The organism is Acinetobacter sp. ANC 3903, assembly GCF_002135315.1.
In the GTDB taxonomy this organism is placed as follows: Bacteria; Pseudomonadota; Gammaproteobacteria; order Pseudomonadales; family Moraxellaceae; genus Acinetobacter.
In genome coordinates, this window is the sequence record NZ_NEGA01000005.1 from 130,033 (window position 1) to 147,934 (window position 17,902).

Sequence of the window (17,902 nt, forward strand, 5' to 3'; positions counted from 1 at the left end):
TCCTTAAGCTTGTTCTACGTTGCTGGTTTGAGCGGCGGCATTGACTACCTTCGCTTCAAATTCGCCACGGAAATGTTTGAGTGCGCCCATGAGTGGTTCCATAGCACCTGGAGCGTGAGCACAGAAAGTTTTACCAATCCAAAGCTTACGAGTCAGTTCTTGTAAGTGATCGATATCTTCTTTCTTACCTGTACCATCTTCAAGTGCTTTCAGCGCTTTCACCGCCCAAGGTAGGCCATCACGGCAAGGGGTACAGAAACCACATGATTCACGCGCAAAGAATTCTTCAAGGTTACGCGTTGCTGAAACCATACATTGAGTTTCATCAACCACCATCAGCAAACAGGTACCTAAACGTGAACCTGCTTTCATAATGCTTTCTGCATCCATTGGCAAGTCGATATGCTCTACTGCTAGGAAGTCAGTCGATGCCCCACCTGGTAACCATGCTTTCAGTTTCAAACCATCGCGCATACCACCAGCGTGATCTTCAATCACTTCACGTGCAGTGGTACCAAATGGCAGTTCCCAAAGACCAGGGAATTTCACTTTACCTGATGCACCGTAAATTTTGGTACCTGGATCTTTCGATTTACCCGCAGATAAGCCGATATACCATTCAGGACCACGCAGCATGATTGCCGGTAAGTTGTTGTAAGTCTCTACGTTGTTGACAATCGTAGGACGACCCCAAGCACCTGCAACTTGCGGGAATGGTGGTTTGGTACGTGGGTTGGCACGGCGACCTTCAAGCGAGTTAATCAATGCGGTTTCTTCACCACAGATATAACGACCCGCACCGGTATGCACATGCATTTCGAAGTTCCAGCCAGTTCCAAGGATGTTTTCACCCAGGTAACCTTTGGCACGGATTTGCTCTAACGCTTCATTTAAGTAGCCAGCAGCTTCGATGTACTCACCACGGATAAAGATATAACCCTGAGTTGCTTCTAGCGTATAGCCTGCAATCAGCATACCTTCGATCAATTGATGCGGAAGTTTTTCCATCAACAAACGGTCTTTAAAGGTACCCGGTTCCATTTCATCGGCATTACAGATCAGGTAGCGCGGACCACCATCATTTGGCGCCATAAGCGACCATTTAATCCCTGCCGGGAAACCTGCACCACCACGGCCTTTTACAGTCGCAGCTTTAATGACTTCAAGCACATCTTTCGGAGGCATAGTCAGTGCTTTTTTAAAGCCTGCATAACCTTCAAGTGTTTCGTAGTCATCTGCACTACGAACATGTTCCTGTTTGCTCAAACGCCATGTTAATGGGTGAGTTTCTGGATTACCGTCGCCATAAATTGGTTTTGGTTCAGTATTCATACATACTTCTCCAATAACTGTTTAATTGAAGTTACTTCAACCAAACCGTGCGTGTCTTGATCAATCATCAGGGTTGGACCTTTGTCACAGTTACCCAAGCAGCAGATTGGCAATAAAGTGAAACGACCGTCAGCGGTGGTTTGACCAAATTGAATACCCAATTCACGCTGAAAGGCTTCTGCCAAAGTTTCCGCACCCATCAAGAAACACGCGATCGAGTCACATAATAAAATTACGTGACGACCGACCGGTTGACGGTAAATACGGTTATAGAAAGTCGCTACGCCTTCAAGATCTGCAACGCTCATACTCAAAAGCTGAGCAATTGCATTCATTTGCGCGTCATCTACCCAACCATTACGGCGTTGTACACACTTCAACGCATCTAGACATGCGGCACGTGGGTACGGATAGTGACCAATGTGATGTTCAATTTCGTGGATTTCTTCCGAAGTTAAAATCCCTTCAACATTCACACGTGGCTTTTTATCAGTCAAAATCATCATAATGCGATTACCCCTTAGCGATCCACGTCAGCCATTACGACGTCAATTGTCGCTAAATAAATGATTAAGTCAGACACAAGACTGCCATTAATCACAGAAGGCATTTGCTGTAAGTGCGTGAAAGTCGGTGTACGAATACGGGTACGGTAACTCATGGTTGACTTGTCTGAAGTCAAGTAATAGTTAGACGCACCTTTTACCACTTCCGCCATCACAGATGCTTCACCTGCAGGCATTACAGGACCCCATGATACGCTCAAGAAGTGCGTAATCAAGGTTTCAATATCTTGCAATGTCTTGTCTTTTGGTGGTGGAACAGCCAGTGGATGGTCTGCTTTGTACGCACCAGAAGGCATGTTGTCTAAGCACTGTTTGATGATTTTCAGTGACTGTTCGATTTCACGGAAGTGAACAATCACACGCGCGTAAGCATCGCCTTCGTATTCAACCGGTACGTCGAAGTCATAGTTTTCATAACCGCTATAAGGACGGTATTTACGCACATCGAAGTCGATCCCTGTTGCACGCAGACCAGTACCGGTTACACCCCAAGCCAACGCAGATTTTGCATCGTATTGCGCAACATTACGGGTACGACCAATAAACACCGAGTTTTTCAATGCTGCGGTGTAGTATTCATTCATACGTTTTGGCATCCATTCGAGAATTTCACGAATGAGTGATTGCCAATTGTTCGGAAGATCGTGTGCAGTACCGCCAATACGGAACCATGCAGGGTGCATACGGTAACCGGTAATGGCTTCGATGGCGTCATAGATTTTTTGACGGTCAGCGAACATATAGAATACTGGGGTCATACCGCCGGCATCCTGAATAGCCGTACCGATATATAACAAGTGGTTATTGATACGGAACAATTCAGACATCATGACACGGATACATTGTGCACGGTCAGGAACGGTGATTCCCGCCAGTTGCTCCACGCCCATCACATAAGGCATGTTTTGCGCACAACCACCCAGGTAGTCAACACGGTCGGTATACGGAATGAATGAATGCCAGGTTTGACGTTCAGCCATCTTTTCCACACCACGGTGGTGATAACCGATGTCTGGCACACAGTCTTTCACTTCTTCGCCGTCCAGCTGCAAGATCACACGGAATGCACCGTGCGCAGATGGATGGTTAGGCCCCAAGTTCAGGAACATGAAGTCTTCATCGGCATTACCGCGTTTTAGACCCCAGTCTTCAGGAACGAAACGCAAGTGTTCTTGCTCAAAATCCTGTTTCGCCTGGTTCTGCATATACGGCGTATATTCAGTGGCACGTGCAGAATATTCTTTACGAAGTGGGTGACCTTCCCAGTATGTAGGCAACAAGATACGACGGAGCATTGGATGCCCTTCGAAGTTGATGCCAAACATATCGTAAGCTTCACGTTCGTACCAGTTGGCATTTGGCCAAATGTTGGTTGCTGTTGGAAGATTTACATCATTCTCGTTTAACGCAACTTTGATACGAATATCCGTATTACGCTCTAGCGACAACAAATGATAGAACACAGTGAAGTCTGACGCAGGCAAACCGTCGCGGTGAGTACGCAAGCGTTCATCTACCGCAGACAAGTCGAACAGCATCACGTAAGGACGTGCCACTGTACGCAAGAACATTAAAACTTCTTGTACACGTGCGCGCTCAACCCAGACTGTTGGAAAGTCTTCAAAAGTCGTTTGCACAAAGAAGTTCTCACCAAATTTGGTTTTGAGCTCTTCTATAATTGCAAATGCTGGGCGTGAATCAACTGGAGTTGATTCTGGCATAGCAATGTTAGTTTCAGCCATTGGCTTGGCTTCCTATTTAATACAAATTCAGGCAACCTTAAACGACAATTACACCCAAACCGGGTGCATCAATATTTTGTCGCTCAGATTATTTAATTTCATCCATAGAGCGTAAGTTTTTCACTGCAATACGTTCAGCATTCTTACGGTCACGTTCTGGCTGCATCTTTGGCTTATATACTGGCTGAAGATCATCACCAATGACCGCTGAAAGCGGACGGCGCTCTAATTGAATTTGGTCTTGTAACAACATTAATGCTTGCAGCAATGCTTCAGGACGTGGCGGGCAACCTGGGATGTACACATCGACAGGGATGATTTTATCCACACCTTGCACCACTGAATAGATGTCGTACATACCGCCAGAGTTTGCACAAGCACCCATTGAAATCACCCATTTAGGCTCTAACATTTGCTCGTATAGACGCTGGATTACAGGTGCCATTTTCACGAAGCAGGTCCCTGCAACGATCATTAAGTCAGCCTGACGCGGTGAAGCACGAATAACCTCGGCACCGAAACGTGACATATCATGCACACCGGTCAAAGTGGTTGCATATTCTACGTAACAGCATGATGTACCAAAGTTAAACGGCCATACAGAGTTTTTACGGCCCCAGTTTACAGCTGTATGCATTACATCCTCTAAACGAGTCATGAACACATTTTTATTCACTTCTTCTTCAAGCGGATCGCTAACGATCTGACGCTCTTGAAGTGGATATTGATCAGCATCCGGATTCGCACGGGTTAATGTATATTTCATCCCGAGTTACTCCTTACTAGATGATGTAGTCGCAGATTTTTTCACACGACCAGATGATTGAGCTGGAATTTGACCTGTAGGATCAACAACCAACTCTTCAATAGAATTGAAGCGCGTAATGTCGGCAAGGTTCATATTCGGCGAACCCACTTTCGACTTCATAACTGCTGCTTTGAGACGATCGGTTGGTGCCCAGTTTAATGCCCCTACAGAAATGGCATAAACCAAAGCAATCAATAAATCGACCACAAAAATTACAACAGTGGTAAAACCGAACCAACCTACTTCACGAACTGATGTAGCCCATGCGTAGAGATACAGTGCTTCCAGGTCAAATACCACAAAGAAAATAGCAACCAAGTAGAACTTTGCAGACAAGCGGATACGTGCTCCACCAGCCCCTACCACACCTGACTCAAATTGCTCTTGCTTTGCACGGCCCCATGATTTACCCCCAAGGAGTAAAGGAACTGTGAGCATAAAGACACAAAGAAATGTAACGCCGATCACGAAGGCAATAATTGCCCAATCGTATGGAGTAATGGCACTCATGCGGGGATAACTCCTGGCAGGCCTAATTTATTAACAAAGAATGTATGTATTGGCCTTCAAATACACCAAACACAAAATTAATCCCGCCAATTGTACCTGATTTATGATTTCACTTGCTAGCTTATAAGCCTTAGTCTTTTGGATGATTTTTTCGACATTACCGCTTTTAATTTGCGTATATTCCCTTGCACACAACTTTTATCGTTTTATTTAATAAAAATAGTTATTTTTATTAAATTTTCTCACATTAAGATTTTATGAGGAATTTTTACTCACTTATTTTTCAAACCAGAAGTGCAGTTATTAATGAATATCCTATCTATTTTAAAAGTTCATTTTATTTTCAGTATTTATTTAAAAAATGATAGCAACCACGGAAATTGATTAAATTTTCCTCCTGATCATCACGACATTAAACATAAATCACCTTCTTTTGCTTTATAAGCTAACCCATATTTTTTGCATAAGCTGCTTTATTCTTGTGGTTTTTTTGCAACACTTTGACATGCGTTTAACAGTTTGTGATATTTGTATTTAAAACTCAAAAAGTGAATAGACAGGAGAAACTATAATGACATTAAAATATGCCCATGAATCTGAATACTTCTTCTTTGCACAACTGTTAGTGCGTCATGTGGAACGATATATCGAGAAACATCCAGATGCACGTGATGCTATTTTTGACCTGCGTGATATTTATGATCTTTTCCGCCAGGACTTTGCTTCAACCACCACCAATCTCGAAGCTATTTTAAACGTTGCTGATGAATACAGGGTCGAAACATTAAACGGGGACCAGAAATTGATCAGCCATTATGCAATTGACCCCAAAAACAATTCTTTGCTGCTAGATTTCAATGCAGATGCACTCGCCAGCTTAAAACAGGGAAAAAGCCTGATTGAACCGGATGCTACCAGTCACGAATAAGACTAAAAAGCACCGAATCCGGTGCTTTTTATGATCTAAAATTCTGTATTCAAGATGCCATCTTTTATAAGATTGGTTTTCTTTTTGGTTTTATTAAAGCGCTGCACAGGCCAGCACATGGTGAAGCGTGCACCACCCAAAACCGGACTTTGATCGACTTCAATCTTACCGCCAAACCAGTAGGCAATACGACTCACAATGGATAAACCTAAACCATAGCCTCCGGAAGCACGGGTACGACTGTCATCCAGACGTGCGAAAGCTTCAAAAATGCGCTGACGCTCTTCTTCCGGCACACCTGCCCCGTCATCCTCTACCTGAACATAAGCCAAGCCTTCATCATTAATTCCACCACTGACAATCACCTTATGGTCGCAGTAGCGAACCGCATTACCGACTAAATTTTGTACAACACGATGCAAGTAACGACGCTCGGCATCGACCACAATGTTAATTGGCGGGGCTTTCAGTTCAATTTCTTTTTGCGTCTTCAGTGCTTCGGTTTCAATAACCACCTGATCCAATACTTCAAACAGAATAATTTTTTCAAAATCTAAAGAAGGCGTACCCTGCTCCAGTTTTGCATAGGTCATGATTTCATCGATCAAGGTATTCAGCGCTTCAATATCCTTATCAATCATTTCGACCTGCTGCAAGCGATAGTCGTAATCTTCCTCTTCCGCCAGCATCTCCATACCAAAACGAATACGCGCCACAGGCGTCCGCAGCTCATGCGAAACTGCACGCATCAGCTCACGCTGCGCCTCAATCAAACGCTGAATGTGATCAGACATGCTGTTGTAATTGGTCGCCAGACTGGCCATTTCATCGGTACCATCAACCGGCAAACGCAAAGTCATGTCACCCGATTTCATGCGATGCAGTGCATAATTTACTTCGCGTAAGCGGCGCTGCATAGGCACCAGCAAACCATATACCCCAAGGCTCAATACAAACAAGCTTAACAAGGTAATGCCTGCAGCCAACTGGAAAGGCATCCAGTTAAATAAAGGTACAGGGCCTAAAACCAGCACCTCTGAAGGTGAACTTGGCATTGGTGAAACAATCGAGATAGTGGTACCGCGCACCGAGGCATTATCACGGTATAAAATAATACTGTGATCTAGTCGAAGTCGGCCAATTTGCTCTGAATCGAGCGGCAGGTTTTGAACTTTTTCAATGGCAATTGGATAAGAAAAATTCGCTTGAATTTTGGCAAGATATTCTTTTTCCTGCCCAGGGTAATACACCAGATAATCCAGAATAAAAATCGGCAACGCCTTCATTTGACGTTCCCCAATTTTATCTACTTTTACATAAAGTAAATGCCTGGGATCATCCTTCAACCCAATAATAATATAGGCAATTGAGTTTTCTGCGTCATAACGAACTGCCGCTTTACGCTCCTCGACCCGTCTTTGCTCGGCACGGGATAAATCGACCTTGTTGGCATCGACATAATAAATGGGCAGCTCAAGCAAATCTGAAGCATCAGAAATCCAGTCCCGCTTTTGTTGCTCATTCGGCTGTCGGGCAATACCCTCGCTAATGATATAAGAAATACCATCGGTTAAAGATTCACGATACTCTTGTGCACGCTGGTAATTGATAATTTGTACCAACAGGTAGCCAAATAAAGCCACCAACGCGACTAAAATCACTAACCCGGCATAAATGCGCAAGAATATACTGTGTTTAAACACGAAGCTGTCCTATAAAATTAGCGGGTAGCGCTTAAAGACCGGTTTCTTTAACGAACAGATAACCTTTACTACGTACAGTCTTAATACGTTTTGGATTTTCCGGATCATCACCAATTTTTGGACGGATACGTGAGATACGCACATCGATTGAACGGTCCTGACCATCATATTCAATGCCGCGCAGACGCTCAAAAATATCCTCACGAGACAGGATACGACCAGCATTTGAAGCCAACAGCCATAACAGGTCATATTCAGCGCTGGTAAAGTCAACCAAATCGCCATTCAAGGTCACTGAACGGCCACCGTTATCAATCACCAGGTCATCAAATTCGATGCGTTGAGCGACTTCATCTTCAGGCGCCTTGTCGGTACGACGCAGCAAGGCACGGATACGGGCAAGCAATACACGCGGTTGAACTGGTTTGGCAACGTAGTCATCGGCACCCATTTCCAGACCCAAAACCTGATCCATATCTTCAGTACGTGCAGTCAACATCAAAATTGGTTGATGATAATGTGGACGCACTTCACGACAAATGGTCAAACCATCTGCACCCGGCAACATCACATCAAGTACCACCAAATCCGGCTGTTCAGCAATGATACGGCGGATTGCACGATTACCGTCAGGCTCTACCCCAACCTCTAACCCATTACGGATAAGGTATTCTTGAGTCAAACGCGCAAGACGTTCATCGTCTTCAACAATTAAAATTTTAGGTAACTTTTCTTCTTGGCTCATAAAATGCCCCTTTATATTGGATTAAGGTATCCTTAAAAATCCATTGGATACGCTTTAATATATTCAGCAATATACACACGTTTACATTGTAAACAAGATACCGTTCACCAAACTGATACATCAAAGTAGCATTTTGTTATATTTTTTTTAAACATTGAATTTATTGGATTTTTCATATTTTAGTAATTTTCAGGCTATTTATAGAAATATTTAGCTACAAAATGTCTATTTTTTAAACCGCCCGTCTGTTTGCACAGTTTCTGACTAGTTAGATAGCTTCTTTTAAGTTATCCACAATGTTATCTATAAGCACATTTTTTTAGCTTTGCTATGCTATGCCCTTGTCTAATAAGGCTTCTACAAGAAACATAAAAATAGGGACGTTTTTGCAAAGGATCATTGCAGAGTTCAATCAAAAATTTTAACGAAATGTCAATATTGATCTACCCTGAATTTTCCCGTATCTTGTGCTTATTCCGATTTTAAACCACTAGTTCTTGTGTTTAATCATCAAACACTGAGATGAAATATCGTCCAGTTCAAATGGTCCACACATATAAAACAATAGATGACAATGGAGCTATGCCACAATGAGCGTAATCACTTCAACTCCTGGTCAACTTCAGGTGATTAAACGCACCGGTGATGTTGCCACTTTTGACGCAGAAAAAATTTCTGTAGCGATAGGTAAAGCTTTTTTGGCTGTAGAAGGCCAGCAAAGCGCTGATTCAAGCCGTATTCATGACCGCATCGAGCAGCTGACCGAAATGGTCATGAACACGTTTAACCGTCGTTTACCGTCAGGCGGCACGATTCATATTGAAGAAATTCAAGACCAAGTTGAACTGGCGCTCATGCGTACAGGTGAACAAAAAGTTGCGCGTGCGTATGTCATCTACCGCGAACAACGCTCTGAAGCACGCAAACAAACTGGCGCTCATCATCATCCAACCCTGCAAGTGATTACTGCAAACGGTCAACATAAACCGCTTGACTTGGGGGCATTAGAAGCTCATGTGGCAAAAGCTGCTGAAGGCCTTGAAGGCATTGACGTACAGGCAATTGTCGATGAGACCGTGAAAAACTTGTACAACGGCGTAAAAGAGTCTGACATCTCAACGACCATGATGATGGCGACACGTACCCGTATTGAACAAGAACCAAACTATACCTATGTCACTGCACGTTTACTTCGTGACAACTTGGTTGCTACAGGTCTTGAGTTTTTAGGTCTGTCTACAGATACCAATGAAGGCGACGCACTTGAAACTTTCTTGAAGAAAGGTATCGAGCTTGAGCTGCTTTCTCCAGAACTTCTTAACTTTGACCTGGCTAAACTGGCAGCTGCGATTCAGCCAGAACGCTCAAATCAATTCACCTACTTAGGTCTACAAACTTTATTTGACCGTTACTTCATCCATTCAGATGGCGTACGTTTCGAATTGCCACAATTATTCTTCATGCGTGTTTCGATGGGTCTTTCACTCAACGAAGCAAACCGTGAAGAACGTGCAATCGAGTTCTATAACTTATTATCGAGCTTCGATTACATGGCGTCTACGCCTACCCTGTTTAACTCAGGAACACTACGTCCACAGTTGTCGAGCTGCTATTTAACGACTATTGATGATGACCTGTATGACATTTATGGCGCGATGCGTGATAACGCAATGTTGTCTAAATGGGCTGGCGGCTTAGGTAATGACTGGACACCAGTTCGTGCCTTGAACTCGTATATCAAAGGTACAAACGGTAAGTCACAAGGTGTTGTTCCATTCCTTAAAGTGGCGAACGATACCGCTGTTGCCGTTAACCAAGGTGGTAAGCGTAAAGGTGCCGTATGTGCATACCTTGAAACCTGGCACCTGGACATCGAAGAATTCCTGGAACTGCGTAAAAATACGGGTGATGACCGTCGCCGTACGCATGACATGAATACAGCAAACTGGGTTCCTGACTTGTTTATGCAACGTGTCTTTGAAGATGCTGAATGGACACTTTTCACACCATCGGAAACACCGGATCTTCACGACTTAACGGGTTCTGAATTTGCTGAGCGTTATGCTTACTACGAAGGCATTGCCAAAGAAACAAACATGTTGCACAAAAAAGTACGTGCAAAAGATTTGTGGCGCAAAATGCTGTCTATGTTGTTTGAAACAGGTCACCCGTGGATCACATTCAAAGACGTATGTAACTTACGTTCACCACAACAACATGTGGGTGTAGTACATTCATCTAACTTGTGTACAGAAATTACTTTGAACACAAGCAAAGAAGAAATTGCGGTATGTAACCTGGGTTCGATCAACCTGGTACAACACGTTCAAGGTGGTGTGTTAGATCGCGAAAAATTGGCGCGTACAGTGAAAACTGCTGTTCGTATGCTTGATAACGTCATCGACATCAACTACTACGCTGTTCCGCAAGCGAAAAATTCGAACTTGAAACATCGTCCGGTCGGCATGGGCATCATGGGCTTCCAGGATGCATTGTATGAAATGAAACTAGCCTACGGTTCAGATGCTGCGGTAGATTTTGCTGATGAATCTATGGAAGTGATCAGCTACTACGCGATTTCAACATCAAGTGATTTGGCTGTTGAACGTGGTACTTACGAAACTTTTAAAGGTTCACTGTGGGATCAGGGTATTTTACCGATCGACTCACTTGACCTGGTTGCGAAAACACGTCCGGAACGCATGTTCGAAGTAGACCGTACACAACGTTTGGACTGGGACACTTTGCGTGCCAAAGTTCAAAAAGACGGGATGCGTAACTCGAACGTGATGGCGATTGCACCGACTGCGACCATTTCGAACATCTGTGGTGTTTCTCAGTCGATCGAACCAACTTTCCAAAACTTGTATGTGAAATCTAACCTTTCTGGTGAATTCACAGTGATCAATCCGTACCTAGTACGTGCGTTAAAAGATCGCGGTCTTTGGGATGCTGTGATGGTGAACGACCTGAAACACTTCGAAGGTTCTGTACAAAAGATTTCGCGTATTCCTGAAGAGCTTAAAGCAATCTTCGCGACTGCGTTTGAAGTTGAACCACGCTGGATTGTGGATGCTGCATCACGTCGTCAAAAATGGATTGACCAAGCTCAGTCACTTAATCTTTACATCTCTGGTGCAAACGGTAAGAAACTTGACCTGACTTATAAAATGGCTTGGTTACGTGGTCTTAAAACAACTTATTATCTTCGTGCATTGGGTGCGACTTCTGCTGAGAAATCAACTATTAACACTGGCGCATTAAATGCAGTTAAACCTGCAACTGTTGCAGCACCTGTTACTGCTGCGGTAGCGCCTGAAGCGAAAGCTGAAGAAGAAGATTTTGCTCAAGCAGCACCAGTGCCAATGGCATGTTCAATTGATAACCCTGATTGTGAAGCTTGTCAGTAAGCTTCATAACCTCCCCTAACCCCTCCTAAAAGGAGGGGGAATCACACCTCTTAATTAAGGGTGAAAGTCCCTCTTTCATAAAGAGGGATTTAGGGAGATTAAAAATATAAATAAAGGAAACCACCATGCTTCATATGACTCACAACTACATGTTAGGACTTGCGGTATTGGTTGTTTCCTTTATTCTGACTTTTTATGTACCGATTGCTTACTTCTGGGTAAAACAGGGTAAGAAGATGCGTAATCAAAATAAGTAGTGGGGATATTTGCTCTACCGTACAAGTTTAGAGCAGTGATCGACAAAACTTGATTTTGATTACACAAATTGAGCGTATAGTAGGACATCTCAGCGTTGCTGGATGTCTAATAAAAGATATAAGCATCGAAGAGAGAATTGATATGTCTATCCTAAGTTGGGACGATTTCGAAGATGATTCACAGAAACCGGCTGCACCTGAACACCAGTCTGCGCCCGTCGAACCGAAAAAAACGGCTCATTCACAGGTGGTATCTGATGCACACAACGCACCGTCGCATGTGGCAACTGCACAACCCCTTAGAGCCACTCAAAACCGAGGATCAAATCCAACCGATTCGTTGGCAAGAGCATCTGCTTCCCTAGATCAACTTGACGTTGCCCCAGGCTTGGAAGAGCTTGAAATGGGTGCTCAACGTGTACAGGTTGATGATAAAGCAATGATCAACTGTCGTGCTGACTTAAACCAGCTAGTACCGTTCAAATACGAATGGGCTTGGCAAAAATATCTGGACGGTTGTGCCAACCACTGGATGCCACAAGAAGTCAACATGAACCACGACATCGCACTTTGGAAGTCTGAAAATGGCTTAACCGAAGATGAGCGTACTATTGTCATGCGTTCGCTTGGTTTCTTCTCGACTGCCGATTCACTGGTTGCCAACAACCTGGTACTGGCGATTTACCGCCACATTACCAACCCTGAATGCCGTCAGTACATCTTGCGTCAGGCATTTGAAGAAGCAATTCACACTCATGCTTACCAATACTGTATCGAATCTTTAGGTATGGATGAAGGCGAAGTCTTCAACATGTACCGCGAAGTACCGTCTGTGGCACGTAAAGCGGCTTGGGGCTTGAAATATACCCAGTCTTTAACCGATCCTACTTTTAAAACCGGTACACCTGAAAATGATCAAATCTTGCTTCGCAACCTGATCGCGTTCTACTGTGTACTTGAAGGTATTTTCTTCTATTGTGGTTTCAGCCAAATCCTGTCTATGGGCCGTCGTAACAAGATGAATGGTGTTGCCGAGCAATTCCAGTACATCTTGCGTGATGAGTCTATGCACCTGAACTTTGGTATCGATATGATCAACCAGATCAAAATCGAAAACCCAAGTTTATGGACTACTGAGTTCCAGGAAGAAATCATCCAGATGATTCTTGAAGGTACGATGCTTGAAATCGAATATGCGCGTGACACTATGCCACGCGGTGTACTCGGTATGAATGCAGCGATGATGGAAGAATACTTGAAGTTCATCTGTAACCGCCGTTTAGCGCAACTTGGCTTGCCTGAACAGTTCGCTGGTGTGAATAACCCATTCCAGTGGATGTCGGAAATGATGGACTTGCGTAAAGAGAAGAATTTCTTCGAGACGCGTGTAACGGATTATCAGACTGGCGGTGCGTTAAGCTGGTAATGCTTTTTTAGATTTATTTCTAAAAGGGAGGGTTTATCCCTCCCTTTTTTATTGTGATTCGAATTAAAAAAATATTTTTATATAAATCATATACATGAGATAAATTATGCAAAATTACTTCAGTTATCAAGATCCTTTTTTAGACATATCACCGGATCTTCAAATTGCATTTAATTCTTCAACATCTACTTTATATACAGCTGATTTTCCTCAAGGGAAATATATAAGTATGTATTTCGATGAAGAAAAAGAACACTTTATTCAAGTAAGTAAGAAAATTAAATTAAATTAAATATTACTTGTATTGTTAATACAGGCTATAGAAAACGATCACTTCAAGAATTTGAAAAACTTCTCTATGACACGAGTTATGTAGATGCTTATAAAAATGAAAATAGTATTGCCAAGGCATCTGTAGAAAAAGTATGGCAACACTTTTTTAAACATAACCAATGGATTTTTGGCTATGGTTTGGATTATAGATTTCAGTCTATTTTGCAAGATGAAGTAAATTTGAATACAGCAGATTTAGATGGAAAAAATACAGTAAATGGAGATTTTCTATTAGCTGACAATAAATTTACAACATTTGTTGAAATTAAAAGACCAGATATGCAACTATTTCATGGAAATAGAAATCGTGCAGATTGTTGGAAACTGTCATCAGACTTATACGATGCACATTCACAAATTCTAGAACATAAAGCAAGTGGACAGATCAAGCTTCAGATGGATATAACTAACTAGGGGATAGCAATGATAATTTAGTGAAGCAAAAAGCTTATGATTCAAAAACAATATTAATTATTGGAAGTTGGACTGAAATTAATAATGATAATCCACGTATAAAAGCTATCAAGGAAAAAACTTTCGAGTTATTTCGTCAAAATTCTAAAAATGTAGAAATTATTACATTCGATGAACTTTTTGACAGAGCAAAATTTATCGTCGAACATCAATAATTCTAATCCCCCGCTCATGTAGCGGGATTTTTATAAAAATCACATTAATACAAAAACTTAAAAAAACAATAAGTTTAGTTTTTAAACAGTCTGATATGATTAAGTCAAAAGATAAACATAAATGAATACTTTATATCCACAAAAATAGAGGCCAATAATGAAAGGAACAATTCTGGATTATTCAATCCAAAGCAATTCAGGCATTATCAGTGGTGATGACCAGAACCGCTATAACTTTACTGGTGCGGAATGGCGAGGTCAACGTCCGCCTAATCGTGGCGAACATGTCGATTTTGCTGTCGATGATGCTGGTAATGCCACTCAGATCTATATTACCCTCAACCGCAACAACCCTATTCAAAACCTATCTGAGCAACTGGATAAAATTTCAAACCAGAATCAATCTGAAGAACAATTTAATATGATTGACTGGTTTGTAAAATGTCTTAAAAATTATGTCACCTTTGATGGATGTGCACGACGTAAGGAATTTTGGTTCTTTATGCTGGTTTCTTTCATTTTGGGGATTATTGTACAAATGATTGATGCCATACTCGGTACAGATCGCCTTTTAAATGGCTTATTGAATCTGGCCCTATTCCTCCCAAGCCTAGCCGTAGGTGCCCGTCGTCTACATGACACAAATCGTTCTGGTTGGTGGCAACTTCTTGTTCTGACTGTTATTGGCATTATTCCACTCATCATCTGGTGGGCTTCAGACACCAAACGCGAAAATAATCAATGGGGACAACCTGCTAAATAAAGCGGATTAAAAAAGGGCGATAACACACTGCTACCCCATAGTTGAAGTCCATATATTGGATTCGCGAGTGTGGCAGGGATGCCACACATTCCACATCACGACAGGAGGTCGTGTATGGGGAATAAAGACTTTTGCCTACTTTTGGTCTGTCAAAAGTAGGGTTTAGCCTACACAAAGCCATTTAAACCTTTAAAGAAAAGACAAGGCTGTGAAAAATGTAAATATCAAATAGTTAAAGATAGTAAATCATCATGCTGATTCAATACTAAAATAAAATTTAAACTATAGAACAGTAGTGGCGGATAACGCCCTTTTCTCTTATCTGAAATTAACCATATTTTCGGACAAAATCTTCATCTGATGTACATAAGTAAATAATGAACTCAATGAAAGCTACAATCGCAGGGATAAAGGTCCAGAAGAAAATCAGATAAACAATACCCCAGCCAATTTGCCCTAAATAAAACTTATGCACACCGAAGCCGCCGAGGAAAAAAGCTAAAATTGCAGCCACAATCCTGTTTTTCTCACCTACTTGAGTGGCAAATGCTGGAGCTGAACTCAGCACATAAATATCATTGGCCTGACCTGTTCCATCCACGGTAAAATCAACTTTCTGACCGCGGGCAGGTGGAACTTGTCCACGCCAGCTTGCACCAGAAAAATTATAGCGATTCTGGTCATCACCACTAATCACACCAGAATTACTTTGAATAGAAAAATCCAATATCTGACCTTTCATAAATACCCTTATTTTTCTTTATATTAGCTTTTAAAGCATACGTTCAATTGCACACATTTAAAATATTTTAATCACATTTTTCTAGGCGTATCAGCTTTGTTCTTTTATTTCCTTTGGCTAATTTTTTAACCAATAGAAAATCTCAGCAGCCGCTTTATACTTTAAAGCGTAAAAATTTGAATCTAAAAATTGCATAACAAGATTTACGTTCACACTCAAATCTACAACAAAAATAGCCAAACCCGACTAAGCTCAAAAAACTTACAATAGATGAGCACAGGAAAGACCAATACAAGAAAATAATGCGCGAAAACGAGCATTAAAAAATCCAGATGCGGCTCAATTGGAGTCACATTGATCACAACCGCATGCAATAGCTGTCCCGTGATGGAATAGTCATTGTACAAAAAATTGCAATCACACCCTCTTTATCATTTTCTTGAAAGGTGATGGTTCATGGACATAGCAGCTGAATATCCCCTATTCCAATGTCGTTATCTGCCGCATTATTTAATAGGGCTGATCTTTATCCCTGCCATATTTATTATTTTAGCGCAGCATTCACTCAGTAGCATCAATATGGTTCAGGATTTCAGTAGCCTGATTCAGTATTTATCGCATCAATCCCTGTCGGGCTGGTTAATGGTAACACTCGTCATCATACTGGCCTGTATTGCCATAAATATGAAACTTGTGGTCACCAGCCAAAGCATATCCATTCAAAGCTTAGGAATAAAGCTCAATAAGCTGGTGCAGCGCGATAGGCTGTTCAAAGCCCAGCTTTATTCTTCACATGCCTCAAAGTATCGTATGCTAAAGCCCCTCACAGCAGAAGCATTAAGCAAGGCGCAACAGTGGAAAACCTGCAGGATCGGCTTTATTTTAAAACCTGAATTTCGCAAGCAATATAAAATGGCGCATATCGACCTGAATATGTTGAATGAGGACAACCGACGACAGCTGATCCAGATTTTGGCGCAACACTACTATTTAGACCCTAAATTTTTTCTAGGCAGAGCACAATTTGCCAGACGAAAACTGCAGCACAAATTTTAATAAAAAGCGCTCTTCGCGCTTTTTATCACTCCCTGTTTAGGCTGGAATACGCAGCACCTGCCCTGGAAAAATGTCATCGGCATTTTTTAGCAAGGGACGATTGGCTTCAAATATTCTGTTGTATTGATTAACATCCCCATAAAATTCTTTTGAAATTTTAGACAGGGTATCTCCCGATTTAACGGTATAGAATTTACTTTCAGGTGCTGGGGTAGCGACAGTCATCTGATCATCCACCTGGGCAACATGATCGATATTTCCCACCGCCAATACAATTTTTTCACGGTCAGCCTGGCTTTGCACCTGACCTTTAATGGTCGCCAGATCCGTCGTGCCATTATAGCTAACAGATAGCCCTGTTACAGGTAGTCCCAATGCCTTGATATGCCCTAGAAGCTTGTTTGCAATTTCCTGTGCAGAGGGTTCAGCTGGAGTGGCAGGCGCAGCCTGTTGTTCTGCGGGTGCTGTATTTTTTTTACCAATACCTTTTACAAAATCAAAAAGACCCATTGTATTTCTCCATCATTATTATTTGTACGATTTAAAAATAGCGCTCTTTTTTTATACCTAAAATCTATTCACAGAAAGGTTGTCTTTGGTCAAGTATCAGTAAAGATATGTAATTTTAATTATTCAATAAAAAAGCCACCTTTCGGTGGCTTTTTTATATTCAGCAAAGCTGAAACAACAATTAACCTAGTTTCTTAGAAACATAGTCAATAGCTGATTGAACAGTTGTGATTTCGTTAGAATCTTCATCAGGGATAGTGATGTCAAAATCATTTTCGAAAGACATAACAAGCTCAACTAAGTCCAAAGAGTCAGCACCTAAGTCATCCATAAAAGATGCTTCGTTTTTGATTTCTTCAGCTTTAAGACCAAGTTGTTCTGCAACCGCTTGTTTGATACGTAGTTCGATATCGCTCACAGGAATTCTCCTCATTGCTTGTGG

The 17,902-nt window shown here is 42.0% G+C and carries 19 protein-coding genes; 9 read left to right on the plus strand and 10 right to left on the minus strand.

Features of this window, described 5'->3' with window-relative positions:
- Positions 1-3: 3 nt before the first annotated feature.
- The 5 genes from nuoF to ndhC all read right to left on the minus strand — a co-directional run bounded on the left by nuoF (position 4) and on the right by ndhC (position 4,958).
- Entirely contained in the window at positions 4-1,332 is a 1,329-nt protein-coding gene (nuoF, locus tag B9T29_RS05135) for an NADH-quinone oxidoreductase subunit NuoF (RefSeq protein ID WP_086174880.1), read from the minus strand.
- A complete protein-coding gene (nuoE, locus tag B9T29_RS05140) occupies positions 1,329-1,838 on the minus strand; it encodes an NADH-quinone oxidoreductase subunit NuoE (RefSeq protein WP_086174881.1) in 510 nt (169 codons plus the stop codon). The genes nuoF and nuoE overlap by 4 nt, the downstream gene beginning before the upstream one ends.
- A 14-nt stretch (positions 1,839-1,852) precedes the next feature.
- Entirely contained in the window at positions 1,853-3,640 is a 1,788-nt protein-coding gene (nuoC, locus tag B9T29_RS05145; RefSeq protein WP_086174882.1) for an NADH-quinone oxidoreductase subunit C/D, read from the minus strand.
- Between the two features lie 88 nt (positions 3,641-3,728).
- Positions 3,729-4,406: a NuoB/complex I 20 kDa subunit family protein gene (locus tag B9T29_RS05150; protein WP_086174883.1), complete on the minus strand. Its 678-nt coding sequence runs from the start codon at positions 4,404-4,406 to the stop codon at positions 3,729-3,731.
- A gap of 6 nt (positions 4,407-4,412) precedes the next feature.
- Positions 4,413-4,958, minus strand: coding sequence for an NADH-quinone oxidoreductase subunit A (gene ndhC / locus B9T29_RS05155; protein WP_086174884.1), 546 nt, complete (start codon positions 4,956-4,958; stop codon positions 4,413-4,415).
- Between the two features lie 571 nt (positions 4,959-5,529).
- Here ndhC and B9T29_RS05160 point away from each other — a divergent pair.
- Positions 5,530-5,886, plus strand: coding sequence for a hypothetical protein (locus B9T29_RS05160; RefSeq protein WP_086174885.1), 357 nt, complete (start codon positions 5,530-5,532; stop codon positions 5,884-5,886).
- A 35-nt stretch (positions 5,887-5,921) separates the two neighbouring features.
- Here the strand turns inward: B9T29_RS05160 and bfmS are convergent, their stop codons facing one another.
- Both bfmS and bfmR read right to left on the minus strand, forming a co-directional pair.
- Complete coding sequence (gene bfmS, locus B9T29_RS05165) at positions 5,922-7,589, minus strand: sensor histidine kinase BfmS (protein ID WP_086174886.1); 1,668 nt, start codon at positions 7,587-7,589, stop codon at positions 5,922-5,924.
- Positions 7,590-7,620: 31 nt separating this feature from the next.
- Entirely contained in the window at positions 7,621-8,334 is a 714-nt protein-coding gene (gene bfmR / locus B9T29_RS05170; protein WP_086174887.1) for a response regulator transcription factor BfmR, read from the minus strand.
- Positions 8,335-8,924: 590 nt separating this feature from the next.
- Between bfmR and B9T29_RS05180 the strand changes: the two genes are divergently transcribed.
- The 7 genes from B9T29_RS05180 to B9T29_RS05205 all read left to right on the plus strand — a co-directional run bounded on the left by B9T29_RS05180 (position 8,925) and on the right by B9T29_RS05205 (position 15,152).
- On the plus strand, positions 8,925-11,744 hold the full coding sequence (locus B9T29_RS05180) for a ribonucleoside-diphosphate reductase subunit alpha (protein ID WP_086174888.1): 2,820 nt from the start codon (positions 8,925-8,927) through the stop codon (positions 11,742-11,744).
- Between the two features lie 125 nt (positions 11,745-11,869).
- On the plus strand, positions 11,870-12,001 hold the full coding sequence (locus tag B9T29_RS16725) for a hypothetical protein (RefSeq protein WP_265733361.1): 132 nt from the start codon (positions 11,870-11,872) through the stop codon (positions 11,999-12,001).
- A 142-nt stretch (positions 12,002-12,143) separates the two neighbouring features.
- A complete protein-coding gene (locus B9T29_RS05185; RefSeq protein ID WP_086174889.1) occupies positions 12,144-13,427 on the plus strand; it encodes a ribonucleotide-diphosphate reductase subunit beta in 1,284 nt (427 codons plus the stop codon).
- 106 nt (positions 13,428-13,533) lie between these two features.
- Positions 13,534-13,719: a hypothetical protein gene (locus tag B9T29_RS05190; protein ID WP_086174890.1), complete on the plus strand. Its 186-nt coding sequence runs from the start codon at positions 13,534-13,536 to the stop codon at positions 13,717-13,719.
- A 107-nt stretch (positions 13,720-13,826) separates the two neighbouring features.
- Positions 13,827-14,174, plus strand: a complete 348-nt coding sequence (locus B9T29_RS16730) for a Shedu anti-phage system protein SduA domain-containing protein (protein WP_265733363.1) — start codon at positions 13,827-13,829, stop codon at positions 14,172-14,174.
- A 20-nt stretch (positions 14,175-14,194) separates the two neighbouring features.
- Positions 14,195-14,389 carry a Shedu anti-phage system protein SduA domain-containing protein gene (locus B9T29_RS16735; protein ID WP_086174892.1) on the plus strand — a complete coding sequence of 65 codons (195 nt, stop codon included), beginning with the start codon at positions 14,195-14,197 and terminating at the stop codon, positions 14,387-14,389.
- Positions 14,390-14,546: 157 nt separating this feature from the next.
- Positions 14,547-15,152, plus strand: coding sequence for a DUF805 domain-containing protein (locus B9T29_RS05205; protein WP_086174893.1), 606 nt, complete (start codon positions 14,547-14,549; stop codon positions 15,150-15,152).
- Between the two features lie 328 nt (positions 15,153-15,480).
- Here B9T29_RS05205 and B9T29_RS05210 read toward each other — a convergent pair whose 3' ends face one another.
- Positions 15,481-15,894 carry a TM2 domain-containing protein gene (locus B9T29_RS05210; RefSeq protein WP_086174894.1) on the minus strand — a complete coding sequence of 138 codons (414 nt, stop codon included), beginning with the start codon at positions 15,892-15,894 and terminating at the stop codon, positions 15,481-15,483.
- 456 nt (positions 15,895-16,350) lie between these two features.
- Here B9T29_RS05210 and B9T29_RS05215 point away from each other — a divergent pair, with 456 nt between their 5' ends.
- Positions 16,351-16,950 (plus strand): hypothetical protein, encoded by a 600-nt coding sequence (locus B9T29_RS05215; RefSeq protein WP_086174895.1) that lies wholly within the window; start codon positions 16,351-16,353, stop codon positions 16,948-16,950.
- A 36-nt stretch (positions 16,951-16,986) separates the two neighbouring features.
- Here the strand turns inward: B9T29_RS05215 and lysM are convergent, their stop codons facing one another.
- Positions 16,987-17,460, minus strand: coding sequence for a peptidoglycan-binding protein LysM (gene lysM, locus B9T29_RS05220; RefSeq protein WP_086174896.1), 474 nt, complete (start codon positions 17,458-17,460; stop codon positions 16,987-16,989).
- 181 nt (positions 17,461-17,641) lie between these two features.
- Positions 17,642-17,878: an acyl carrier protein gene (gene acpP, locus B9T29_RS05225; protein ID WP_004651013.1), complete on the minus strand. Its 237-nt coding sequence runs from the start codon at positions 17,876-17,878 to the stop codon at positions 17,642-17,644.
- Positions 17,879-17,902 lie beyond the last annotated feature (24 nt).